Genomic DNA, 22,938 nt, shown 5'->3' with positions numbered 1-22,938 from the left:
AAGAAAAAACCGATCTACGCCGGAGAGCTTCGCCGCTTTCCGGACCGATGACGCATGACTTCAAACTGACCCAACCAACGGAGAGACCCATGAAAACCCGTATCAACTATGCCAAAGCATCCCCCGAAGCCTTCAAGGCCGTCATGGCGCTTGAAAATTACGTTCAGGGCAGCGGACTTGAACGCCGTTTCGTTCACCTCATCAAGCTGCGTGCCTCGATCATCAATGGCTGTGCCTTCTGCGTGGATATGCATGTAAAGGAAAGCCGCCATGACGGGCTTTCCGAACAATGGATCAACCTGATGAGCGTGTGGCGGGAATCTCCCGTTTATACACAGCAGGAACGCGCATTGCTCGGCTGGGTGGATGCGGTGACGAAGATTGCTGAGACCGGGGCTCCGGACGATGCCTTCGAAACGCTGAAAGCGCATTTCTCCGATGAGGAAATCGTGAAGATTACGGTGGCCATCGGCGCCATCAACACCTGGAACCGTATTGCCGTCGGTTTCCGCTCGCAGCATCCGGTTGATGCGGCTGCGAAGGCGGCCTGACCTCGCAAACCCGCGACCGGCGGCCGCTACATGGCAATGTAGCGGTCGTTCCTGTGATTGATAGCAAGCGTGAGGTTCATAACCAGTGCTCCGAGAACGGAGCAGATAATGACAAAGGGTGTGGCAACGAAGAATGAGCAGGCCAGCACCATGCCGTCAAAGGCGAGCTGCACGAGGCCGGCGCGCCAGCCGAAACGATCCTGCAGATAAAGCGCCAGAATGCCGAAACCGCCGAGGCTGGTGCGATGACGAAACAGCGCCAGCATGCCCGCCGCAACCGTCAATCCGCCGAAAAGTGCTGCGGCAACCGGATTGATGCTCTGAAAGGCGAAAAAGCCGGGCATATATTCCGACAGCAGCGCTGTCAGAGCGATGGCGCAGAAGGTCTTGACCGTGAAGGCGAGGCCGAGGCGGCGGAAGGCGAGATAATAAAACGGCAGATTGACGAGGAAGAAGACCGTACCGAAGCTGAGGTCGGTGCCGTAATGCACGAGGAACGCCAGACCAACCGTGCCACCCGCCAAAAGACCGGCTGCGGAAAACAGCGTGACGCCGAGCGATACCAGCATGCTGCCCGCAAGAACGCCCTGCGCGTCTTCCAGCAGCGAATGACGATCCGGCGCGGAGGCCCAAAGATTAAGACGCCTGCGCGCGCTCGTATCGTCCATGCCTTGTCCCCTGAATACCAAGCCCTGCCGAGCTATTGCGCTGAAGTGCGGGAGATTTCAACCACCCTCGCTCAGCGCACGACGATATATCTGTCCGAACGGTGATTGATGGCCAGAAACATGTTGAGGACAAAGGCGCCGACGATCGAATAGACAACCGTGACCGGATCGATGACGAGGAAAGCACAGAGCATGACGAAGGCATCGAAGGCGAGCTGGATCAGGCCGGCGCGGATGCCAAAGCGATCCTGAATATAGATGGCCAGAATGCCGATGCCGCCAAGGCTGGCGCGGTGGCGATAAAGCGCCAGCAATCCGTAACCCAGCAGCAGACCACCGAGCAGCGCCGCCCACAGCGGATTGATGCTGTCGATCACCATCCAGCGCGCTTCCACTTCCGTCAGCACCGAAACAAGGCCGATGGCGATGAATGTCTTGAAGGAAAAGGCAAGGCCGAGCCGACGGAAGGACAGGTAATAGAATGGCAGATTGACGAGGAAGAACAGCAGCCCGAAGCTGATGCCGAAGGCATAATGCAGGAGAAAGGCGACACCGGCGGTCCCGCCCGTCAAAAGGCCGACCTTGTTCAGCAGATAAAAGCCGAGCGCCGAGACAATGGCGCCGGTGACGATGCCCTGCACGTCTTCCACCGGCGCGTGTCTGGCCGGATCGGAACTCCACATGCCGTAAACGCTTCTCGTTCTCAAGCTTTGCCCTCGGTTTCTTTCATATTTTGCACTGCAAAACGAACCCGATCAAGATGGATACGTAAGGAAGGCTGACCTATCGAGAAAATGGAAAGAAATGAGATGTTCAGACCTTGGCGCGGGCAAGAAAAAGAATGCCGGAAAGGGGTTTTCCGGCATCCTTGCGAATGGTGGTCTTGCGAATTTCCATGAGATCAAAACCCGCCCGTTCCAGAAGACCGCTGACATAGGTTTTCGAATGGGCGTAACGAAGGGATTCCCGCAGAACGAAACCATCCTCCCCTGCCGCATCCTCAACTGAAAAGGCAAAGAAGCCGGAGGGCGCCAACAGGGCGGAAACGAGGGGCATGACGGTTTCGAGACTGCCGAGATACATCATTACATCGGCGGCGGCGACGAGATTGGCGCGCTTCGGCGCCAGGGTCGTGGTGAAGAGCCCCGAAGTTTCCGCTTCGAGGGAAAGATCGGCCTGGCCGAGGTGATCGTAGAGATCTTTTTCCTCCGCCTTGGCAAGCATGTTCTGTGAAATATCGAAACCTTCCAGCCGCTTTGCGAAGGCTCTGATTTCAACGCCGAGGAGTCCCGTGCCGCAGCCGATGTCGACGACAGTGTCGAATACCCGGCCATCCGCCGCCTTCTCGATCAGTTCCGCCAGTTTCTGCGGCACGCTGTAATCGAGCTTTTCGACCAGCGAAGTTTCGAAACGGTCGGCATAATCGTCGAACAGCCCTTCCACATAACGGCTCGGCGGCTGTTCCGGTGTTTCTGCGGCGCCGAGAACCGCAAGCTTCAGTTCGGCTGCAAACAGCCCTTCCTCATCCATCTCGGCGACCTTTTCGTAAGCCGCCACGGCCTTGTTCGTTTCCCCCGCCTTTTCGTGATATTCCCCGAAGCGAAACCAGCCCGCCGTCCACCGTGGCGCTAGTTCCAGCGCCTGTTCCATGAGTTCGGCGGCGGCGGGATAATCACCGCCCTCCGCCAACATGCGGGCATAGTCCGCCCGGCGGTCGGCAATGACGTCACCGGAAGAAAACTGGTTTGGGGCCATTCAAGATTCCTGAGAAGATGCGCGCTGTCATTTCTCAAGCCATAAAAAAACTCAAGTCCTATTTCATGGCGCACTCGTGGAATTGGCTGATATGCGCGATATAGTGCGCAAAAACTTGCATCGATGTGGTCCGTTTCATATGTCAGGACAAAACAGGAGACTTGCTGATGGCCGGTGAGGTCAACAAATTGCTGGGCGACACAGTGGCCCGAACGGTGGTGAAGCTGCTCGTGGTCTCACTGCTCGTCGGCTTTCTGATGGCGATCTTCGGCTTGACGCCGTGGAACATCATTTACGGCGCGCGCGACTTCGTCGTCGACCTGTGGCGCAGCGGTTTCCATGCGCTGGGGGCGATCGGCGACTATCTGATCCTGGGCGCCACGATCGTCATTCCCGTCTTCATCATCCTGCGCCTTCTGAGCTATCGCCGCTGACATGACCGACACTTCTCTCCAGACGCTTACACGGCGCGGTTTCGTGCTGCTTTCCGCCGGTTCGGTTCTTTCAGCCTGCGTTTCCGTTCCAACCAACAAGGGCGTACCTTCAGGCACCCGCGATGAGACCGCAGCGGCGCTTCCAATGGTCAACGACCTGCGACGCTCGAAAGGACTTTCGCCGCTTTCCATCAATGGTGCAGCCAGCAGCGCCGCCGCCTATCAGGCCGGACGCATGGTCAAGGCGCAGAAGATGGCGCATCTGATCGGACTGACCGACAGTTTCCTGATCCGAATGAAGGAGGGGAATGTGCCGCTTCCTGCGGCGGAGAATGTGGCCGCCGGTCAGGATAGCGTGGAGCGGGTGGTGAAGGCCTGGATCGGCTCCAAACACCACCTCGAAAACATGCTTGGGCCTTATAACGGCCTCGGCGTGGCGGTCGCCTACGATGCCACCAGCCGCAACCGGCCCTATTGGGCTATGGTGCTCTGCGCCTGAGGTAAAGGGCGGGAAACCAGCCTCTTCCCTCACTCCTGTGACAAGCACAGGGATGAGGAAGGAGAGCCCTGAGGAAGCGCTGCCTCGACCTTCCAGGCCCGCTGTCAGCCGAGCTTACGATCCGCCCAGCGGTCAACCGCGCTGTCACGCAGATCACGGATCGATTCCACGCCCTCACGGGCAACCAGCTTCGACAGGCCCTTGACGATGGCAGATGGCAGACCGGGGCCTTCATAGACCATGCAGGAGTACAGCTGTACCAGATCCGCACCTGCCCTTACCTTTTCCAAAGCCGTTTCCGGGGACGAAACGCCGCCGACACCGATGATCGGCAAATTGACGCCGACGCGACGGCGCACCTTGGCCAGAACCGTGGTGGAGAGTTCGAAGAGAGGCTTGCCGGAAAGGCCACCCGCCTCACCCTTGTGCGGGCTGGCTCGCAGGCCGTCGCGTGAGAGGGTGGTATTGGAAACGATCAGGCCGTCCAGATCATGGGCAAGCGCTTCTTCAGCAACGTCGTCCAGTCCCTCTTCGGTCAGATCGGGAGCGATCTTGAGGAAGACGGGGATGCGTCTGCCGAAACGTTCAGCTTCCGCCTTGCGGCGTTCCAGCACGGCCGAGAGAAGGGCGGCAAGGCTTTCGCGCGCCTGCAGGTCGCGGAGACCAGGTGTGTTGGGGGACGAAATATTGACGGTGAAATAGGATGCGACCGAATAAAACGCCTCGATGCCCTGCACATAATCGGCGATACGGTCTTCACTGTCCTTGTTGGCGCCGATATTGACGCCGACAATGCCACGCAGATGCGCCTGCTTCAGACGCTCCAGCGCAGCGGCATGGCCTTCATTGTTGAAACCGAGGCGATTGATGACGCCCTCATCTTCCACAAGGCGAAAGATACGCGGCTTCGGATTGCCGGCCTGCGCCCGCGGCGTGACGGTGCCGATTTCAGTGAAGCCGAAACCGAGCTTCAGAAGCGGTCCCGGTACTTCCGCATTCTTGTCGTAACCCGCCGCCATGCCGAGCGGATTGGGGAAGACAAGGCCCGCCACGGTCTGCTGCAGTCGCGGATCGTGCGGCACCATGCAGGTGGGCAGGAAGCCGCTTTTCAGGGCCGCAATGGACAGCCCATGGGCCTTTTCCGGATCGACCAGGAACAGGCCCTTGCGGCCGATCGAGGAAAATAATCCGCTCATCACAAAATCTCCGGAAACTGGTGCTGGCCGTCGTGATCGAGTGCAAGCGGCGTCTCCCAGAGCACGGCGCTCAAGGGAAGAGGCCCATAAAGGTGAGGGAAAAGATCGCCGCCTCTTGAGGGTTCATAGACCAGCTTGTCGCCGAGGGCCGCGCCGTCGACTGCAATCAGCAGCAGATTGGCCTGGCCGGAAAAATGCCGCGCGGCTGTTTCCGCCACCTGCCTGGCCGTGGAAAAATGGATGAAGCCATCGGTCAGGTCGATGGCGGCGCCGTCGAAGACACCCTTTGCCCTGGCCTCGTTCCACAGCGTCTCCGGCACGATTTTATAGATGATCGCGGGCGTTTCCTGCATGCGCTCTCCATGGCTTTCCAACCATCGCGGTTTGCCGTAAAGCTAGGGGATTGTCCACAGTTTCCACGGTATTTTTATTGCTGAAAGCCTGAAAGACCGCCTGTCCACAAGCTTTTCCTTGTAAAGAGGAACCGATTGGCGCAACCTTTGGCGGAGGAGCCGGGCGTGTTTCGACCACCGGCAAAGGGAGTGAGTCAATAACTGGAAAAGAACCGCATAATGCCCTTGGGAGGGGGCCAGAATGTCGGAACTTGTCATTATCATTGCAGATGATCATCCACTTTTTCGCGGTGCCCTGAAACAGGCCGTATCCGGCCTCGACGGACACCAGACCATCATTGAAGCCGGTGATTTCGAGGCTGCCAGACGCGCAGCCGCAGCCCGTAACGATGCGGATCTGATGCTGCTTGACCTTGCCATGCCAGGGGTCAGCGGGTTTTCGGGCCTCATGGCGCTGCGCGCAGAGTTTTCCAGCCTGCCGATCGTCATCGTATCGGCGACGGATGACGCGACGACCGTCCGCCGCTCAATCGAACTCGGCGCTTCCGGTTTCATTTCAAAATCCTCCGGCATCGATGACATCCGTGATGGCATCCGCGCGGTTCTGGAAGGCGACCTGTGGGTACCGGCCGGCCATCACGGCGAAAAGGAGCACGATCCGGATGTCGCCGATCTCATCGGCAGGCTGCGAACGCTGACGCCGCAGCAGAGCCGTGTTCTCGGCATGCTGGCAGAAGGCCTGCTGAACAAGCAGATCGCCTATGAGCTCAATGTTTCGGAGGCGACGATCAAGGCACATGTCTCCGCGATCCTGTTGAAGCTCAAGGTGGACAGCCGCACGCAGGCGGTCATCCAGCTCGCCAAGATCAACACATCGGCTCTTGTGGCGTAAGCAAGGATTTTATTCCTTTCCTTCCTTTACTCCGGACCGGATATGGTCTAGATTTCGAGGTGTTAACGACAGGAGCTTTTCCGCTATCGGCTCCGTTTGCGGGCTTTCTACCATGCTTTCACATGAGACGATCTGGAGCGCCATCGATACGCTTGCCGAACGCCATCAGCTGACGCCTTCGGCATTGGCGAAGCGTGCCGGTCTCGACCCTACTTCATTCAATAAGTCGAAGCGTTTCGGTCCGGACGGCCGCAAACGCTGGCCCTCGACGGAGTCCGTTTCCAAGGTGCTCGAAGCGACGGGAGCGAGCGTGGATCAGTTTTTCGGTTATGCTTTCGGAAAGGCGCAGACGCGACCTGCCGGTGCGGAAAGTGCCATCCCCCTGCTCGGTTTCGCTCAGGCCGGTTCCGGCGGTTTTTTTGACGACGGCGGCTTTCCGGCAGGTCAGGGCTGGGACGTGGTTGAGTTTCCCTCGTCTCCCGAACGCAAACAGGGAGTCTACGCGCTGGAAGTGCAGGGAGAGAGCATGATGCCGCTTTACCGCGACGGCGACATCCTCATCGTGGAGCCTGGCGCGCAAGTACGGCGCGGCGACCGCGTTGTGTTGAAGAGCCGTGACGGTGAAGTGATGGCCAAGGTGCTGGCGCGGCAAAGCCCCAAGAGCATCGAACTTCTTTCGCTCAATCCTGAGCATCCCAATCGGAGCTTCGAGATGGCCGATGTGGAATGGATCGCCCGCATCATATGGGCCAGCCAGTAGGCCGATATCCTGCACGTCATTATCGCTTTCACCGCGATGGCTAAAAGCGCGCAGCACTGTGCCGTGCCTTAGAGGCCGAGTGCCGTCACGGCCGCGTCAACCGTCATGACTTTTGCGCCACCGGATGCCGCCTTACGCACGAAACCCTGAAACCTGTCTTCCGGGCAACCGTAAAAGCTTGGCGCAGACGACACGTCATGGGTAAAAATGACGAGCCAGCCGCCGTTTTGCAGGACGTCGTCAAGCCAGCGATCAGCGGCATCGAGATAGTTCGGATCGGGCCGCAATTCGACGGCAGCAAGATTATGCGGATCGATGCTGCCGCGGTTGATGCCGGGCATGATCCCGCGGGCGGTCCTGAACCTGCGCCGCAGCATAGGCTGCATGAGTGGCGAAGCCATGCCGAAGGGGGTGGAGAAATTCCGCCTGTGCCCGTTTTCATCGAACGAGGCCAGCACCTTTTCATTACGATCGAGATCCTCTTCCAGCCCTCGCCGTGAAAAGCTTGAGAGTTTGCGATGGGAATAGGTATGGCAGGCGAGCTCATGACCGGCCGTAGCCAGTTCCGAACAGCCCCTAGCGGAAATCATGTCCTGCGGTTCGTCATGCCTGTCGATGAAGACCCCGGAAATATAAAAGGTCCCGCGAACATTCTCGTTCTCCAGAATGCGGGCACCGCTGGTCCAGGCGCTCGCCGGAACATCGTCGAATGTGAAGGAGACAATCGGTTCGGATGTCTCGATCCGCGCCGTCGGTCCAGAGAAATACCGCACGAGCCGGTTATTGACCCGGTCTGCGATCGTTCCGATTTTCTGCGTCATACTAGCCCCCCGGCCCGCCGTGCAAATTACTGTCCCTGTTCCAGTATGTCGTAAGCCTGATGTCTCAAACAATAGATCGCAATAAGAAGAGAAGACCAGATAGGCCCGGTTCCGGTAAAGAAATTACTCTCAAGACAGGAAGAAAGCAGCGCATATACCCAAATTCGCCCAAAAAGCCGCGTCAGGCCGGGATCCGTGCCTCTGTCCACCGCTGTTCGGAAATCATTTGCGGGGATGATCACGAGCCATATGAGAGTGAGGACGAAGGCGAGCAGTCCGCCATTCAAAAGGCTCTCGACATAGCCATTGTGCGCGTGAAAGGCCGTGACCGCCCAAGTCTCGGCAATATCGGCCTGTGACAGAAGCCGGTCGCTTGTCCAGAAGGCCTGAAATCCCTGCCCGAAGATCGGCGATTGCGCAAAGGTGTCGAAAGACAGGCGCCATATATCCGTCCGTCCGGTGAACGTGGAATCGATGCCCAGGCTTTCGACGAGGCTCTGTATGCTCGGGAAATAGGTGGAGCCGATTGCAACGATATTGAGAAACGCCAGAAGGCCACCGATCATCAGCAATGTCCGCCCGGCATGCCGCTCCATGACCCAGACCAGGGCGATGGTGACGGGCAAAAGCATCGCTGCAGTTTTCCCGTTGGTCTTCCAGAGAAAAAAGCCGGCCAGCAGCGTGATCGCTATTCCGCCCAGCGTGGACCAGGCATTGCGCAGATAGAGGCCCACCATGAAAAGAATGATCATTGCCGGCGCGGCGGCGTTCTTATGATTGAATATTCCGCGCCAATCGCCTGCAAGCGCCTTCTCATCGAGATCGTAAGGCTGATGGATTGCGCGCGAACTCAGGAAGATAACCCCGAGATAACAAAGCGCCAGCAGGAGAATGGCGAAAACGGCCATCATCCGGTCGAATTGCCGCCTGTCGCGCGGCATGACAACCAGCACGCTGGTGATAAAACACAGGAGCGCCGTGAAAATCAGGCGCTGCAACGACGTGCCGGGCTCTGCACCAAGGACCGAACAAAGCGCGAGCCAGGAAAACAGCAGCAGGATTGGCAAGCGGGGCCTCAGCAAAAGCCCCGTCAGACGATGGCGCAGTGCGAAGACACCGAGGATGAGCGCGATCACCAGACCGGTCAGCTGATTGGCGGCGGCGCGCGGCACGGGTGGCACCGCAAGATTTTCAAAGGGCGCGACAGAAATCCAGATGTAAAGCATCGTGGCGACAAAAAAAATCGCGTCGCGACGGCCGCCCGACAGGGACATGGCACTGCTGTTTTCTGCAGAAATGGACCGCGTATCAGCAAAACGCGGCATGGTGGCCTGCTTCGGGAACGGAAAATCGGATCATGGACCTGCCCTGCAACGAACAACCAAACCCTTCTGAACCGGGCGATGTCCTAATAACCATAAACAGTCATTATCATCATTATTGTGTAATTGCTTTAACCCTCTCTTACCTCAACAGAGCTAAGACAGGAGAAACTGTCATTCATTCAGGTCGTCGGTGTCGAATACCGCCCGGTTGCCGCCCCTTCAGTTCGTAAGACTTTAAAAGGGACAGTCCTTTTGAATTCGCCCGGCAATGCCGGAAAAAACGGAGAATGAGGTGTCGTTGAACACGCCGCGGCTCGGCCATCTTGTCAGACTTGGATTGGCCTATATTGCATCCGGAGGCGCGCTGCTGATGTCCAGCGCCGCCCAGCTCTTGACCTTCGCGCTGCTAGCCCGCCATCTGGGTGTCGAACAATTCGCGCTTTACGCCTCGATCACGGCCGTGACCAATCTGGGCGTTCAGATTTGCGGTATCGGCTCACAGGAATCGCTCATTCGTCGCGTGGCGCAGGATCGCGGCATGTTCCCCGTCATGCTTGGCCACAGTTATCTCCTCAGCGCGGCGACGGGTGTGGTCCTGACGCTCATCGGCATGGTGACGATCCCGGTGTTTTTCCCGACGTCGGAAACGTTGCTGCACACGCTGATCACCACTTTCCTGATCCTGTTCACCAACCTCGTTCTCCTGAAGGTTATTTCGCTTTCCACGCAAAGCTTCATCGCCCATTCCGACTTTGCCTCGGCCAACAAGCTGGAGGTGATGTTTGCCGTCGCCCGCACCATTGCCGCCGTGGTTGCCTGCCTCGTCTTCAAGGTGGAAACGGTCGAGGCCTGGGCACTCTGGAACCTCGCCGCCCACACGATTGCAGCCATGATTTCCGTCAAGGCAATAGGCAGGCTCGGCCGACCGGTCTTTCGGATCGTCCGGGAGGAAATTCGCATCGGCATCCTGTTTTCCACCCAGTTCCTGTTCAAGGCGGTACGCGGCAATGCCGATATTCTCGTCCTTGGAGCCATCGCCAGTGCGGAGGTCCTGGGCAGCTATTCCATCGCCCGGCGGATTCTCGACAGCTCCTATCTTTCCGTCGAGGCTCTGAACCGGCTCATCTATCCCGGATCCGCCTCTGCAGCGCTGCAGGGTATCAGCAAAACCATCGAACGCGCCTATAATGTGCTGAAAGCGGCGCTGTTCATCGCGACCGGCAGTGCGCTGGCAATCTTCATCATCGCGCCCTTCCTGCCGCTTTTATTTGGCGACGAATATGTTTCGCTTCCCACCATCACCCGCGTGCTTTGCTGGGCCGTACTGCCGATGGCCGTGGCGGCTACCGCGCTGGAGGCGCTGGGCGCCTCCGGGCGCCAGGATATCCGCGCCAAGATATGGAACAGCGGCAATCTCATAGGCTCCGTCGTCGTTGCCTTCTTCACCTGGTCTTTCAGCATTTCGGGAACGATCGGCAGCTATTTCATCGTCGAAACCGCCATAGCGGCAGCTGTGTGGGTGGCGCTTCTACGGCTGCGGCGGAGCGAAGAGGCTTTCGCTGCGGTTAAATAGAGCGCGCCTCATTCAGTTGAATCGAGTCGGTCCGGGTCTCTCCTAATAGAGCCCGTAGGGAAAATAACGACGATAGATCTCTTCGAGCCGGCCGTTGCGGGAAAGAGCGGCAAGCGCCTGATCGAAGGCCGGCACCAGCACATTATCCGGATCGACCGTCATGATGGAAAGGCCCTCGCCGAGGAACCTGTCCGACATATAAGGCCCCCCAAAAAGAGCGCAGCAGCCTTCGGATGCGCTTCCTGAAACCCAGAACGGCAAGCGCAGGGCATCGGCAAAGATGGCGTCGACCTTACCGGCCTTCAGAGCACCGTACATGGGTTCGTAGCCGTCAAAACCCTCAACCGCCGCCTTGGGAAAAAATGCCTTGAGCATCTGTTCGTGCCGGGAACCGGTCACCACACCCACTTTCTTGCCGGACAGTGCGTCGGCGCCGGAGCCGGCAAATTTCGTCGCCTTGTTGACAGCCAGCCGGGCCGGCAACAGAAGATAGGGGCGCGAAAAGGTGAAGCTCTTGCGCAGCTCGGCCGTGACGGCGAGACCGGAAATCACCGCTTCGCCCTCTCCCATCTCCAGAGCCGCCTCCAGCTCGTCAAAGGGTAAGGCCTGTACCTGACATTTGCTCTCCACCTTGAGCTGCGCGCACACCTCGCGAACGAGATCGACATGGAAACCCGCAAGCCGGCCTTCCTGATCGGTAAAATTGAAGGGCGGAAAATCCACCGACATCAAAAACCTGATGCGGGGGACGGAGGAAAGGTCGCCACCGGGAAACCGCTCCTGAGCGTCGAAAAGCACTGGCATGCGGTTCCCGTCCGACAGGCCCTCCGCATGAAGCTTTTCGAAAATACCGACAACTTGCAAAGCGAACACTAAAGTAAAAACAAGAATTATATTTCGCGTTACAATCGTCATTCTCATCTATACTATCCGCAGCAGGAAGTGGGGCGTTACCATGACGGTGGCGGCAGTGCATGGATTATTTGCGACACTATACACGAGAATCGTTTCGCACGACGCCTGCCGGGCGAAAAATTGTATTTTCCCGCATACGCGACAATCCACCCCAGACGGTTCCTGATCGGGGTGAAGCCGGACACATGCGCTTCCTTCGGGCGCTGGGATTTGGCAAGCCCTACATCAGCGCGTGCGAACGGCAGGCGCAGGAAAACGGCTCGACGCTGGAAGCGGAACTGCTGGCCGGCGGCCTTGTCGCGACAGATGCCTATTTTGGCGCTTTCGCCAGATTTTTGCGGTTACCCTTTGTCGCGGAGATCGATCCGGACCGGATCGCAGATGTCCATAGTCTCGATACGCAGCTAGCCGAGCCGCGCTTGCTACGGCTGACGCCTGCGAACGGTAAACCAGCACTTCTGATCGTGCCCGAGCTGGCGCGGATGGAATTACTGAAAAGCCTGCTGGATCGACATCCGCATCTTCTGGACGAGCTCGTGGTGACGACGCCGCATGCCATGCGCGATGCGATCTGGAAGGCGGGTGAAACACGCCGCTGTCGTGAGGCTCGCCAGCAACTCTTCAACACCGCGCCGCAGTACTCTGCCAGGATCACGCTTCAAGGTCATCAGGGCTTTTATAGCGGTATCGTCGTCACCCTGCTTACGCTCTCGCTGCTGTTTCACACACAGACGGCCATGGCCGTCATCCACGTCGCCCTGACGATGCTTTATTTCTTCACACTGCTGTTCAGGCTGTTTGTGCTGATGCAGACTTCAGGAGAGAAAGACACGATGACTGCAGCTGCGCTCGAACCCGACGGAAATCTGCCGGTCTATACCATTCTGGTGGCGCTCTATCGTGAGGACGCCATCGTCAGCCAGCTCATCGGCGCGCTGGAGCGGCTCGACTGGCCCAAATCCCGACTGGATATCAAGCTCGTCTGCGAGGCAGATGACGGGGCCACAATCGACGCCATCCTTAGATTAAATCCCGGACAGCATATTGAGATCGTGAGAGTGCCGCCTTCCCTGCCGAGGACCAAGCCCAAGGCGCTTACCTATGCGCTCTCCGGCGCGCGCGGGGCGTTCGTTGCCATCTATGACGCGGAAGATCGGCCACATCCGCTGCAATTGCGTGAAGCCTATGCGACCTTCCGCCATCAGCCGGAGAACGTGGCCTGCCTGCAGGCGCCGCTTATCATCAGCAATGCGCGCTCTTCCTGGATCAGTGCCTGTTTCGCCCTGGAATATGCCGGTCTGTTCCGTTCAATGTTGCCCGTGCTTGCGGCGCACCGGCTACCGCTGCCGCTTGGCGGCACGTCCAACCATTTCCGCACCGCCGTATTGCGTCGCGTCGGCGCCTGGGATCCTTACAATGTGACTGAGGATGCCGATATTGGCCTCAGGCTGCACCAACTCGGCTATCGATGCGGCGTCATATACCGCCAGACGCTGGAGGACGCGCCCACCACGCTTCCCGTGTGGCTCAACCAGCGGGCGCGCTGGTACAAGGGTTGGCTGCAGAGCTGGCTGGTGATGACCCGCGCGCCCGTTGCGACGGCGCGCCGCATGGGATGGCTCTCCTATATCGTCTTCCAACTGTTGATCGGCGGCATGCTGGTGTCGTCGATGGCTCATCCCCTGCTCTTCATTTCCGTAGCGTGGATGGCCACGGCTATCGGGGACAGCGGTGCAGACATGCTGTTTTCGTGGCAGGGTGTTCTGTTTCTTACCGATACGCTGAACATCGCCGGCAGTTACGCCATATTCGTGCTGATGGGCAGGAACAGGATGATCGATTACGAGAGGAGGCAGGTGGGAAAACGCTGGCTGGCAATTCCGCTTTATTGGCTGATATTGTCTCTGGCGGCCTGGCGTGCCGTGCTTGAGTTAAAAACCAAGCCTTTCGTCTGGAACAAGACGCCTCACGTACCAAGCGTTAGCAACACTACCTGAAACGCTTGCCGCTTCGATCCTCTACCTGGTCGCAGAAGGCGGCTTCTATTTTCTGCCGATATCGTCGCGATTTGCAAAACCGAAGCCGGCCTTACGCAACTCGCCCACCGATGCGCATATAATCGACGTCTGCCGGAGCGCTTCGTCCGGCAGACGTCCCGTTTCATTTCAAGCGCGGTCGATTATCGTGCAACAAGCTTGTTCTTGATCAGGCCGACGATGACCTGGACGATCAAACCGCCGACACCGCCGCCAACGAGCTGGCCGGCAAGGACGCCAATATCCACACCGCCAGCCGCCGCGTCTCCCGCCGCCCCAAGCAGCGATCCGAGCACGGTTCCACCGCCAATACCGCCAATGGCGCCGGCAATCAGGTTGCCGAGCGCGCCAAGGTCAGAGTCCTTCAGTATCTTTCCACCGGCTGTCCCACCAGCCGCACCGCCGATGATCTGGGCCAATATCGAAGCAAGATCCATGTCATCCTCCTCACTTGTTTTCCCGACCATTCGGAAAAACAAAGCCTCCTAATCACGTCTGTGCGGGCTGGATGGAGCCGGCATGGCCGACCTTCTCTTCCTCACCGAAAATTTTCCAGATTACAGCGCCAATCGCCCCACCGACGATCGGGGCAAGCCAGAACAGCCACAGCTGCTGCAGAGCCCATCCACCGACAAACAGGGCCTGCCCCGTGGAGCGGGCCGGGTTGACCGACGTGTTGGTGACCGGAATGGAGATCAGATGAATGAGAGTAAGTGCAAGACCGATGGCGATCGGCGCGAAACCGACTGGCACCCTGCCATGCGTCGACCCCAGAATGATGATCAGGAAAAACGCCGTCAGAATAACCTCGATCAGCAACGCCGACAGGAGCGAATATCCCCCCGGCGAATGCTCCCCATAGCCATTGGCAGCAAAACCGCCAATGTCAGCCCCCGCCTTGCCGGTGACGATCACGTAAAGAGCCGCCGCGGCAACGACCGCCCCCAAGACCTGCGCAACGATATAGGGCAGTAGGTTTGCTGCCGGAAATTTACCGGCAACGGACAGGCCGACCGAAACAGCTGGATTGAAATGCCCGCCGGAAATACCGCCAACCGCGTAGGCCATGGTCAGCACCGTCAGGCCGAAGGCGAACGCGACACCCAGGAAGCCAATGCCGAGTTCAGGAAAAGCAGCAGCAAAAACCGCGCTGCCACAGCCACCAAAGACCAGCCAGAAGGTTCCCAAAAATTCAGAGAGAAGTTTGCGACTCATAACATTTCCCCATCATGTTACGACTGGATCAACTATTACGTGCAATTTAATCGTAGTCAAGCAAAATCACATAGTCCCGCTGCCACCGACGTGGCAGCAGACAGGGGCCAATATTTTTGGCGAGGGGATCAAGGGAGACTGGAGCGGGTGAAGGGAATCGAACCCTCGTATTCAGCTTGGGAAGCTGCTGCTCTACCATTGAGCTACACCCGCACCCACAAACAAGACATCGGATAGTTCGCGGCGGGTGTCAAGCGCCCGCCGGGGCTCATTATGCGGCGCGAAAGTGCTTGGAGAGCTTCAGCCCCTGCGCCTGATAGTTGGAGCCGAGACCGGTGCCATAAAGGCCTTCCGGTTTCTGCAGCATATGCTCATAAACCAACCGGCCGACGATCTGGCCATGCTCGAGAATAAAGGGCACCTCATGGCTGCGCACTTCCAGCACGGCGCGGCTGCCGGTGCCCCCCGCCTGCGCGTGGCCGAAGCCGGGGTCAAAGAAACCGGCATAGTGCACACGGAATTCGCCCACCAGCGGATCGAAGGGCGTCATTTCGGCCGCATAAAGCGGCGGCACGTGGACGGCTTCGCGCGAAACGAGAATATAGAATTCGTCCGGGTCGAGGATCAGTTCGGCGCGGCCGCGCGCATAGAGCGGTTCCCAGAAATCGAGAACATCGTGCTGGGCCTTCTTGTCGACATCCACCACCGCCGTATGGTGTTTGCCGCGATAACCGATCAGCCCGTTTTCGCCAAATCCCTTGAGGTCGATCGAGAGTGCGATACCACCGCCCGTCACGTTCGGGCTTTCGCTGGCGACCAGCGTTTCCGTCTCGTGCAGTTTCAGAAGCTCGCTTTCATTCAGCAGCGAATGGCCAATGCGGAAACGGATCTGCGACAGGCGCGAGCCACGGCGAACCACCACGGGGAAGGTGCGCGGGCTGATTTCCAGATAGAGCGGACCTGTGTATCCCGCCGGTATCTTGTCGAATTCCTGCGCATTGTCGGTCATGACGCGGGTGAAGATATCGAGGCGACCGGTCGAACTCTTAGGATTGGCCGAGGCGGACATGTCCGCCGGCAGCGCAAGGCTTTCCATCAGCGGAACGATATAGACACAGCCGGTTTCCAGCACCGCGCCCTGGCTGAGATCCACCTCGTGCAGGCTGAGACGATTGAGCTTGTCGATGACCTTGGTTCCGGGGCCGGGCATGAAACTTGCACGAACACGATAGGCCCTGGAGCCAAGCCTGAGGTCGAGGCTGGCGGGCTGCACCTGATCGACATCGAGATCGGCCTCGCTTTTCAGCTTGCCGCCTGCAAACAGCGCGCGGATTGCGCCATCCGCCAAAATGCCCGTGGTTCTCATCATGGTCGTCATTCCTTTTTACGGCGACAAAACCAAAAGGAAAGCATTGACGCAAGCCGGTAACGGCAGTATGGCAAGCTTATCCCGTGGTGATTTGGCCGGTCGGCTTGCAGCCACGTTAAACAAGTGGCTAAAAAGACCGGGTGCTAGGAACCGGTCTGCTTTTGCGGCCGGTTTTTTTGTTTTGAAGGTGATCACATGAGCAATAAATGGCGCCCGGCAACCCAGCTCGTTCACGGCGGTACGCTACGCTCCCCTTACGGTGAAACGTCGGAAGCGATTTATCTGACCCAGGGTTTCGTCTACGAAAACTCTGAAGCAGCCGAAGCGCGCTTCAAGGGTGAAACCGACGGCTTTATTTACGCCCGCTACGCCAGTCCGACCAATGACATGTTCGAAAAGCGCATGTGCCTGCTGGAAGGCGCTGAAGACGCCCGCGCACTTGCTTCGGGCATGGCCGCCGTCACCGCCGCCATCATGTGTCAGCTGCGCGCCGGCGACCATATCGTTGCCGCCCGTGCCCTCTTCGGCTCCTGCCGCTGGGTGGTTGAAACGCTCGCGCCGAAATATGGCATCGAATGCACGCTGATCGACGGACGTGATCTTGGCAACTGGGAAAAGGCAATCCAGCCAAACACCAAGCTGTTTTTCCTCGAAAGCCCAACCAATCCGACACTCGAAGTGGTGGATATCGCCGGCGTAGCGAAGCTTGCCAACCAGATCGGTGCGAAAGTGGTCGTTGACAATGTCTTCGCCACACCGCTTTTCCAGAAACCGCTCGAACTCGGCGCCCATATCGTCGTTTATTCGGCCACCAAACATATTGACGGCCAGGGTCGCTGCCTCGGCGGCGTGATCCTTTCCGACAAGAAATGGATTGAGGAAGAGCTGCAGGATTATTTCCGCCACACCGGCCCGGCCATGTCGCCGTTCAATGCCTGGACGCTTCTGAAGGGCATCGAGACGCTGCCGCTGCGCGTGAAGCAGCAGACGGCCAATGCCTCGAAGATCGCGGACTTCCTTGCCGATAGCGGCAAGGTCGCCAAGGTCATCTATCCCGGGCGCGCCGATCACCCGCAGGCCGACATCATTGCACGGCAGATGTCCGGTGGTTCGACGCTGGTGGCTTTCGAATTGAAGGGCGGCAAGGAAGCGGCCTTCAAGCTGCAGAACGCGCTTGAGATCGTGAAGATTTCCAACAATCTGGGCGACGCCAAGAGCCTCATCACCCATCCCGGCACCACGACGCACAAGAACCTCACAGACGAGGCACGGGCGGAACTCGGTATCTCCGGCGGCACTTTGCGCCTTTCCTGCGGCATCGAGGATACGGACGATCTGCTGGAAGATCTGGCAAAGGGTCTGGCAGCCGTTTCGGCCTGACATTCATATTCAATAATCGACATGGCCCGGCCGGAACGCCGGGCCATGTCGCGTTTGATGGCCTCGAAAGCCAGTATCAGGCAACCATTATTTACCTTTTCCGTTATCCCTAACGGTAAAAAACAGCGCAACGGGAGACAGCTCCTGCCCCTCAAGTCATTCATTTTCTTGACGATAGCCAGAGCCTATAGTGTAGGATAAGCGGGCAGGGAAAATATCGAGGTGTGGCGCGTATGTATCGTGCTCTGACAAGGGATATCGAGGTGACGGTTGATCCGTATTATCTCGAAGAACAATCCGACCCGGATGACGACCGCTACGTCTGGGGCTACAAGGTCGTGATCGCGAATAACTCGGATGTTCCCGTTACTCTCGTCAATCGCTATTGGCATATCACTGACCAGAACGGTCAGGTCGACGAAGTCTACGGACCGGGTGTCGTGGGAGAACAACCGCATCTCAAGCCCGGCGACACCTACGAATATTCCTCCGGCTGCCCGTTGGACACGCCGTCCGGCCTTATGTTCGGACATTACGAGATGGAAACGGAAAGCGGAGAAGTGTTCAACGTCACCATACCCGCTTTTTCGCTGGATTCTCCGGGGCTGATGCGGGTCTTGAACTGACCCGCCGGCCATGAAAAACCGCGCCTTTACAGGCGCGGCCCTTATTCAGGCGTTTTCAAATTCGCTGACATCGTAGCGATAAGTGGTCGAGCAGAACTCACAGGTCACGGCAATCGCGCCGTCTTCCTCGCTTGCCTTGATCTCTTCGGCGGTAAAACCCGAGAGCACGCCCTTGATCTTATCCCGCGAGCAGCTGCAGCGATCGAAAATGGACTGCGGATCATAGATGCGCACGCCGCTTTCATGGAACAGCCTGAACAGGAGACGTTCCACCGGCACCTGCGGATCCGTCAGTTCGTCCGTATCCACGGTGTTCAAAAGCGTCACGGCTTCCGTCCAGGCATCATCCTCCTGCACATCGTGACCGCCTTCATCGCCATCGCCGCCGTGCAGGTCACGCATACGCAGCCGCTCGGGCGCCTGCGGCAGGAACTGGGCGATAACGCCGCCCGCACGCCAGCCATGACGCGGTTTGCCTTCCCCGTCGCGATCGAAGAATTCGGCCACACCGAGGCGCACACGGGTTGGAAGCTGCTCCGACTGACGGAAATAAACCCCGGCAATGTCTTCCAGCGACGAGCCATCGAGTGGCACGATGCCCTGATAGGGTTGCATGCCCACGCCCTGATCGATCGTGAAGGCCAGAATACCGTTGCCCAACAATTGTTCCGGCGAAGTCGCCCCTGCCGCAAGCGCCTCCGCCAGCCGCTCCTCATCAAAACGGGCATAAGCGCGCATGCTTTCCGGCGCGGTGAAATCCGCCACCAGCAGGTCCACCGGACCGTCGCCCTTGGTCTGTACCGTCAGCTTGCCGGAAAACTTGAGCGATGTGCCGATCAACGCCGTCAGAACGGTCGCTTCCGCCAGCAGGCGCGCGACCGCAGCCGGGTAATCGTGGCGCTCGAGAATGGCATTCAGCAGCGGCCCCACCTGCACGGCGCGGCCGCGCACATCCAGACCTTCGACCTGAAAGGGCACGACCTTGTCGTCGCCAGCAAAATCAAGATCGTCCAGTTCAACCGTTACATCTGCCATGTCATACTCCCTGGCGCAGCCGTGGCGCCGCTACCGTCCAAAAGTCCGGCTTTCGAAATGTGCTTTTTCCGCTTGTCGCACAGAGACCCGGGAAGAGAAACCGCTTCCGGGGAAAAACGTGCAAATCGTGACGATGGCCCGCCAGAAAACCGACGAGCCTCTTCGAAGTCCAACAGATGGTAATCGCTGCCGAGAAGTTCAAGCACCCGCCCGACGTTGATCAAACGGGTGATATTTTCAGATGACGCCCATGCACCAGGCGATGATGGATTTCTGCGCGTGGAGGCGGTTTTCCGCCTCGTCGAAGACCACCGATTGCGGGCCGTCGATCACCGCATCCGTCACCTCTTCGCCGCGGTGAGCCGGCAGGCAATGCATGAACAGCGCGTCTTTTTCCGCCTTGGCCATCAGGGCTTCATTGACCTGATAGGGCTGGAAGATGTTGTGGCCGCGCGCCTTGTGTTCCTGATTCATGGAGACCCAGGTATCGGTGACGACGCAATCAGCGCCCGCCACCGCCTTGTCGGCATCGTGGCACAACATTATCTCGCCGCCATTGTTGCGGGCCCAGTTCAGGAACTTGTCATGCGGTTCGGAGCCCATCGGCACTGCCATCGTCATGCGGTAACCGAAACGGGCCGAACCCTCCACGAAAGAATGCAGGACATTATTGCCGTCCCCTGTCCACGCAATCGTCTTGCCTTTGACCGGACCGCGATGTTCTTCGAAAGTCATGATGTCAGCCATGATCTGGCATGGATGCGTGTCATCCGTCAGGGCGTTGATGACAGGCACTGTCGCATGTTCGGCAAGCTCGAGCAGGCGCGAATGATCTGTCGTGCGGATCATGATGGCGTCAACGTAACGCGACAGCACCTTTGCCGTATCACCGATCGTTTCCGCGCGGCCGAGCTGCATTTCCGTACCAGAGAGGAAAAGCGTCTCGCCGCCAAGCTGGCGCATCCCCACATCGAAGGAGACGCGGGTCCGCGTGGATGGCTTTTCGAAGATCATGGCCAGCATCTTGCCGGCAAGCGGTTTTTCCGCCGTTCCGGCCTTGGTGGCCGCCTTGCGTTCGCGGGCATCGTCGAGAATTACCCGCAGGTCCTGCGAGCTGACGGCCGACAGGTCGAGAAAATGTTTAGGTGAAGCCATTTCAAACTGTCCCATGCTTGCGAGCCCCAGGAAAGAGGCCCGCCCTTCAGTGTTTCCTCAGGCGATTTTTGCCTGTTTCGCTGTGAGGGAAGCGGCGGCCGCTTCCACGCGTGCCAGCCCCTCACGGGCTTCCTCCGCCGTGGTGACGAGCGGCGGCAGGAGACGAATGACATTATCGCCCGCTGGTACGCCCAGCAGATGCTCGGCGCGCATGGCCTGCAAGAGCTCGCCCGACGGCACCTTGGCCTTGATGCCGAGAAGCAGGCCTTCGCCACGGATTTCCTCGATAACGTCAGGATAACGGTCCTTCAGCGAAGCAAGGCCCTGGCGGAAAACCAGCGCGACATCACGAACCTTTTCCAGAAAGCCGTCAGAGAGGACGACATCAAGCACGGCATTACCGACTGCCATGGCCAGCGGATTACCGCCATAGGTGGTGCCATGCACGCCCGCCGTCATGCCGGAAGCGGCATCAGCCGTTGCAAGGCATGCGCCCAGCGGAAAACCACCGCCGATGCCCTTGGCAACCGCCATGATATCGGGGGCGACACCAGTGTGTTCATAGGCAAAGAGCTTACCCGTGCGGCCAACGCCCGTCTGCACCTCATCGAAAATCAGCAGCAGACCGTGTTCGTCGCAAAGCGACCGCAGTAGCTGCAGGAATTCCTTGCTGGGTGCGCGAATACCGCCCTCACCCTGAATGGGCTCGATCAGAAGCGCTGCCGTCTCGGCCGTGATGGCGGCTTTCAGCGCATCGACATCACCGAAAGGTACCTGGTCAAAGCCTTCGACCTTGGGACCGAAACCTTCGAGATATTTCTGCTGGCCGCCGGCTGCGATCGTTGCAAGCGTACGACCATGGAAGGCGCCTTCGAAGGTGATAATCCGGAACTTTTCCGGGTGGCCCTTGGAATAATGATAACGACGCGCGGTCTTGATTGCACATTCCAGTGCTTCCGCGCCGGAGTTGGTGAAGAAGACCTTGTCTGCGAACGTTTCCTCCGTCAGGCGCTTGGCAAGCTTTTCCTGGCCCGGAACTTCATAAAGGTTCGAGACATGCCAGACCTTTTCGGCCTGCGTCTTGATCGCGTCGACAAGATGTGGGTGGGCATGGCCCAGCGAATTGACGGCAACGCCGGCCGCAAAATCGAGATATCGTTCGCCGCTTTCCGTGTACAGCCAGACGCCCTCGCCTCGCTCGAAGCGCAGGGGGGCTCTTGCAAATGTATCGAACAATGGCGCGGCGGCTTCGGCCATGGCTGTATCACTCCTTGCGCGGATGCGCTGTCAGACGGTTGTCAATAGGCTTCAAGGGTTATCCCTCGCCTGAAAATCAAAAATGCCGCCTCGCGGCGGCAGGGGCACTATTGTCACTTCGCTTGCCGATGTCAACAAAAGTCCGTATTTCCTAGGCTTCTCAAGCCCTAGTAGGTGGCAGGTCGCAAGGCCCAAGGTGTTGCCTTTCTGACTCAACTCGCCAGCAAGTTGGGGAAAACCGGAAAATCGATTCGAGATGATTCCCGCGACTCTTGCCACGGAGTCTGCGTGGCACTAGGTTAATCGCTAATTACTAGACTGCATTGCGGCGGAACTAGTCACCAAAAATCAGGCAGAAACCACGCTCGCGGCATGCCCGCGAGACGGAGAAGGATTCTGTCGAAATACGCGCGAAAAGCGGAGAAGCGGCATGAACTGGACAGACGAGCGGGTCGAGAAACTCAAGAAATTGTGGGCCGAAGGACTGAGCGCCAGCCAGATAGCAGCTCAGCTGGGCGGCGTCAGCCGCAATGCCGTGATCGGCAAGGTCCATCGTCTTAATCTGCCCGGACGCGTCAAGGCTGGCGGCCCGGTGACGTCGGCGCGTTCTGCGCCCAAGCGGACTGCTGCACCTGCCCCGCGCACGGCGAATTTCGCTGGCCGCGTCAACGCTGCACCTGCTCGGATCCTGACCCGCTCCAACGCGGCGACCGCTCTTCAGGAAGAGGTCGGCATCGAAACTGCGGAAATTCTCGATTACGTTCCGTCCAGAAACGTCGTTACTCCGATCTCCCGCCGGCTGACGCTGACGGAACTGACGGAGCGCACCTGCAAGTGGCCGGTCGGCGACCCCCTGAAAGATGATTTCCATTTCTGCGGCTGTGAAGCGCTGGAATCTTCGCCTTATTGCAAATTCCATGCGAAACTCGCCTACCAACCGGTCAGCGAGCGCCGCAAGGCTTGAGTGTTGCGGCACACATTTGACACTCAAAAACTACGGGCCTTCGGGCCCGTTTTTTTGTGACAAAATACCGCGATTCCCGGGCAGCGACAGCAGAACACCAAGGCTTATTCATCGTCGTCGGGTTTCGCCCCTCAATCCGAATTTCGGTGGACTCTCAAC

At 58.6% G+C, this 22,938-nt stretch carries 24 protein-coding genes, 1 tRNA gene and 1 riboswitch; of the genes, 10 read left to right on the top strand and 15 right to left on the bottom strand.

All coding sequences use genetic code 11. The features are described 5' to 3' along the window. The first annotated feature begins 89 nt into the window (after positions 1 to 89). On the top strand, positions 90 to 551 hold the full coding sequence (locus QE453_RS11205; protein WP_006698962.1) for a carboxymuconolactone decarboxylase family protein: 462 nt from the start codon (positions 90 to 92) through the stop codon (positions 549 to 551). A 26-nt stretch (positions 552 to 577) separates the two neighbouring features. Here the strand turns inward: QE453_RS11205 and QE453_RS11200 are convergent, their stop codons facing one another. The 3 genes from QE453_RS11200 to QE453_RS11190 all read right to left on the bottom strand — a co-directional run bounded on the left by QE453_RS11200 (position 578) and on the right by QE453_RS11190 (position 2,974). Next, on the bottom strand, positions 578 to 1,219 hold the full coding sequence (locus QE453_RS11200; protein WP_309777073.1) for a YitT family protein: 642 nt from the start codon (positions 1,217 to 1,219) through the stop codon (positions 578 to 580). A 71-nt stretch (positions 1,220 to 1,290) separates the two neighbouring features. Then, entirely contained in the window at positions 1,291 to 1,902 is a 612-nt protein-coding gene (locus QE453_RS11195) for a YitT family protein (RefSeq protein WP_006698960.1), read from the bottom strand. Positions 1,903 to 2,032: 130 nt separating this feature from the next. Next, the gene (locus QE453_RS11190) at positions 2,033 to 2,974 is read right to left on the bottom strand and encodes a class I SAM-dependent methyltransferase (RefSeq protein ID WP_045532867.1); all 942 of its coding nucleotides are present in this window, start codon (positions 2,972 to 2,974) and stop codon (positions 2,033 to 2,035) included. A gap of 167 nt (positions 2,975 to 3,141) precedes the next feature. Here QE453_RS11190 and QE453_RS11185 point away from each other — a divergent pair, with 167 nt between their 5' ends. Together QE453_RS11185 and QE453_RS11180 are read left to right on the top strand one after the other, a co-directional pair. Further along, positions 3,142 to 3,408, top strand: coding sequence for a DUF6460 domain-containing protein (locus tag QE453_RS11185; RefSeq protein ID WP_004439806.1), 267 nt, complete (start codon positions 3,142 to 3,144; stop codon positions 3,406 to 3,408). A 1-nt stretch (position 3,409) separates the two neighbouring features. After that, on the top strand, positions 3,410 to 3,907 hold the full coding sequence (locus QE453_RS11180; RefSeq protein WP_004439804.1) for a CAP domain-containing protein: 498 nt from the start codon (positions 3,410 to 3,412) through the stop codon (positions 3,905 to 3,907). A 104-nt stretch (positions 3,908 to 4,011) separates the two neighbouring features. Here the strand turns inward: QE453_RS11180 and QE453_RS11175 are convergent, their stop codons facing one another. Next, positions 4,012 to 5,103 (bottom strand): quinone-dependent dihydroorotate dehydrogenase, encoded by a 1,092-nt coding sequence (locus QE453_RS11175; RefSeq protein ID WP_035206757.1) that lies wholly within the window; start codon positions 5,101 to 5,103, stop codon positions 4,012 to 4,014. Beyond that, positions 5,103 to 5,456, bottom strand: a complete 354-nt coding sequence (locus tag QE453_RS11170) for a DUF952 domain-containing protein (RefSeq protein ID WP_309777072.1) — start codon at positions 5,454 to 5,456, stop codon at positions 5,103 to 5,105. Before QE453_RS11170 ends, QE453_RS11175 begins: the two co-directional genes overlap by 1 nt. A gap of 241 nt (positions 5,457 to 5,697) precedes the next feature. Here QE453_RS11170 and QE453_RS11165 point away from each other — a divergent pair, with 241 nt between their 5' ends. Then, a complete protein-coding gene (locus tag QE453_RS11165) occupies positions 5,698 to 6,348 on the top strand; it encodes a response regulator transcription factor (protein ID WP_004439795.1) in 651 nt (216 codons plus the stop codon). A gap of 112 nt (positions 6,349 to 6,460) precedes the next feature. Next, positions 6,461 to 7,108 carry a helix-turn-helix transcriptional regulator gene (locus tag QE453_RS11160; RefSeq protein ID WP_004439793.1) on the top strand — a complete coding sequence of 216 codons (648 nt, stop codon included), beginning with the start codon at positions 6,461 to 6,463 and terminating at the stop codon, positions 7,106 to 7,108. A gap of 68 nt (positions 7,109 to 7,176) precedes the next feature. Here the strand turns inward: QE453_RS11160 and QE453_RS11155 are convergent, their stop codons facing one another. Together QE453_RS11155 and uppY are read right to left on the bottom strand one after the other, a co-directional pair. Further along, the gene (locus tag QE453_RS11155) at positions 7,177 to 7,929 is read right to left on the bottom strand and encodes a polysaccharide deacetylase family protein (protein ID WP_309777071.1); all 753 of its coding nucleotides are present in this window, start codon (positions 7,927 to 7,929) and stop codon (positions 7,177 to 7,179) included. Between the two features lie 26 nt (positions 7,930 to 7,955). After that, entirely contained in the window at positions 7,956 to 9,254 is a 1,299-nt protein-coding gene (gene uppY, locus QE453_RS11150; protein WP_309777070.1) for a Wzy-type polysaccharide biosynthesis protein UppY, read from the bottom strand. Between the two features lie 268 nt (positions 9,255 to 9,522). Between uppY and uppX the strand changes: the two genes are divergently transcribed. Continuing rightward, complete coding sequence (gene uppX, locus QE453_RS11145) at positions 9,523 to 10,827, top strand: Wzx-type polysaccharide biosynthesis protein UppX (protein WP_309777069.1); 1,305 nt, start codon at positions 9,523 to 9,525, stop codon at positions 10,825 to 10,827. A gap of 42 nt (positions 10,828 to 10,869) precedes the next feature. On the opposite strand, the gene QE453_RS11140 is transcribed toward uppX, so the two are convergent. After that, the gene (locus QE453_RS11140; protein ID WP_045533192.1) at positions 10,870 to 11,631 is read right to left on the bottom strand and encodes a transporter substrate-binding domain-containing protein; all 762 of its coding nucleotides are present in this window, start codon (positions 11,629 to 11,631) and stop codon (positions 10,870 to 10,872) included. A 170-nt stretch (positions 11,632 to 11,801) separates the two neighbouring features. Between QE453_RS11140 and QE453_RS11135 the strand changes: the two genes are divergently transcribed. Further along, entirely contained in the window at positions 11,802 to 13,739 is a 1,938-nt protein-coding gene (locus tag QE453_RS11135; protein WP_309777068.1) for a glycosyltransferase family 2 protein, read from the top strand. 182 nt (positions 13,740 to 13,921) lie between these two features. Here QE453_RS11135 and QE453_RS11130 read toward each other — a convergent pair whose 3' ends face one another. From QE453_RS11130 to QE453_RS11115, 4 genes are all read right to left on the bottom strand, one after another. Then, entirely contained in the window at positions 13,922 to 14,215 is a 294-nt protein-coding gene (locus QE453_RS11130; RefSeq protein WP_004439782.1) for a hypothetical protein, read from the bottom strand. 52 nt (positions 14,216 to 14,267) lie between these two features. Then, positions 14,268 to 14,993, bottom strand: a complete 726-nt coding sequence (aqpZ, locus tag QE453_RS11125) for an aquaporin Z (protein ID WP_006698951.1) — start codon at positions 14,991 to 14,993, stop codon at positions 14,268 to 14,270. Positions 14,994 to 15,132: 139 nt separating this feature from the next. Next, a tRNA-Gly gene (locus QE453_RS11120) sits at positions 15,133 to 15,206 on the bottom strand. A gap of 58 nt (positions 15,207 to 15,264) precedes the next feature. Beyond that, positions 15,265 to 16,362, bottom strand: a complete 1,098-nt coding sequence (locus QE453_RS11115) for a 2'-deoxycytidine 5'-triphosphate deaminase (protein WP_045533194.1) — start codon at positions 16,360 to 16,362, stop codon at positions 15,265 to 15,267. Positions 16,363 to 16,435: 73 nt separating this feature from the next. Further along, positions 16,436 to 16,514: riboswitch (SAM riboswitch) on the top strand. Between the two features lie 43 nt (positions 16,515 to 16,557). Here QE453_RS11115 and QE453_RS11110 point away from each other — a divergent pair. Together QE453_RS11110 and apaG are read left to right on the top strand one after the other, a co-directional pair. Further along, complete coding sequence (locus QE453_RS11110; RefSeq protein ID WP_006698949.1) at positions 16,558 to 17,742, top strand: O-succinylhomoserine sulfhydrylase; 1,185 nt, start codon at positions 16,558 to 16,560, stop codon at positions 17,740 to 17,742. Positions 17,743 to 17,975: 233 nt separating this feature from the next. Next, positions 17,976 to 18,368, top strand: coding sequence for a Co2+/Mg2+ efflux protein ApaG (apaG, locus tag QE453_RS11105; protein WP_006698948.1), 393 nt, complete (start codon positions 17,976 to 17,978; stop codon positions 18,366 to 18,368). Positions 18,369 to 18,413: 45 nt separating this feature from the next. Here apaG and QE453_RS11100 read toward each other — a convergent pair whose 3' ends face one another. The 3 genes from QE453_RS11100 to QE453_RS11090 all read right to left on the bottom strand — a co-directional run bounded on the left by QE453_RS11100 (position 18,414) and on the right by QE453_RS11090 (position 21,815). Continuing rightward, on the bottom strand, positions 18,414 to 19,403 hold the full coding sequence (locus QE453_RS11100) for an Hsp33 family molecular chaperone (protein WP_022555566.1): 990 nt from the start codon (positions 19,401 to 19,403) through the stop codon (positions 18,414 to 18,416). A 237-nt stretch (positions 19,404 to 19,640) separates the two neighbouring features. Then, on the bottom strand, positions 19,641 to 20,558 hold the full coding sequence (argF, locus tag QE453_RS11095) for an ornithine carbamoyltransferase (RefSeq protein ID WP_004439776.1): 918 nt from the start codon (positions 20,556 to 20,558) through the stop codon (positions 19,641 to 19,643). Between the two features lie 57 nt (positions 20,559 to 20,615). Further along, positions 20,616 to 21,815: an aspartate aminotransferase family protein gene (locus tag QE453_RS11090; protein ID WP_004439775.1), complete on the bottom strand. Its 1,200-nt coding sequence runs from the start codon at positions 21,813 to 21,815 to the stop codon at positions 20,616 to 20,618. A 430-nt stretch (positions 21,816 to 22,245) separates the two neighbouring features. Here QE453_RS11090 and QE453_RS11085 point away from each other — a divergent pair, with 430 nt between their 5' ends. After that, positions 22,246 to 22,779, top strand: coding sequence for a GcrA family cell cycle regulator (locus QE453_RS11085; protein WP_004439774.1), 534 nt, complete (start codon positions 22,246 to 22,248; stop codon positions 22,777 to 22,779). Positions 22,780 to 22,938: the final 159 nt, after the last annotated feature.

It is taken from the genome of Agrobacterium sp. SORGH_AS_0440, from assembly GCF_031453135.1.
Classification (GTDB): Bacteria; Pseudomonadota; Alphaproteobacteria; order Rhizobiales; family Rhizobiaceae; genus Agrobacterium; species Agrobacterium pusense.
Note: the sequence above shows the minus strand (reverse complement) of the source record. Positions and strands in the feature narration are given on the sequence as shown.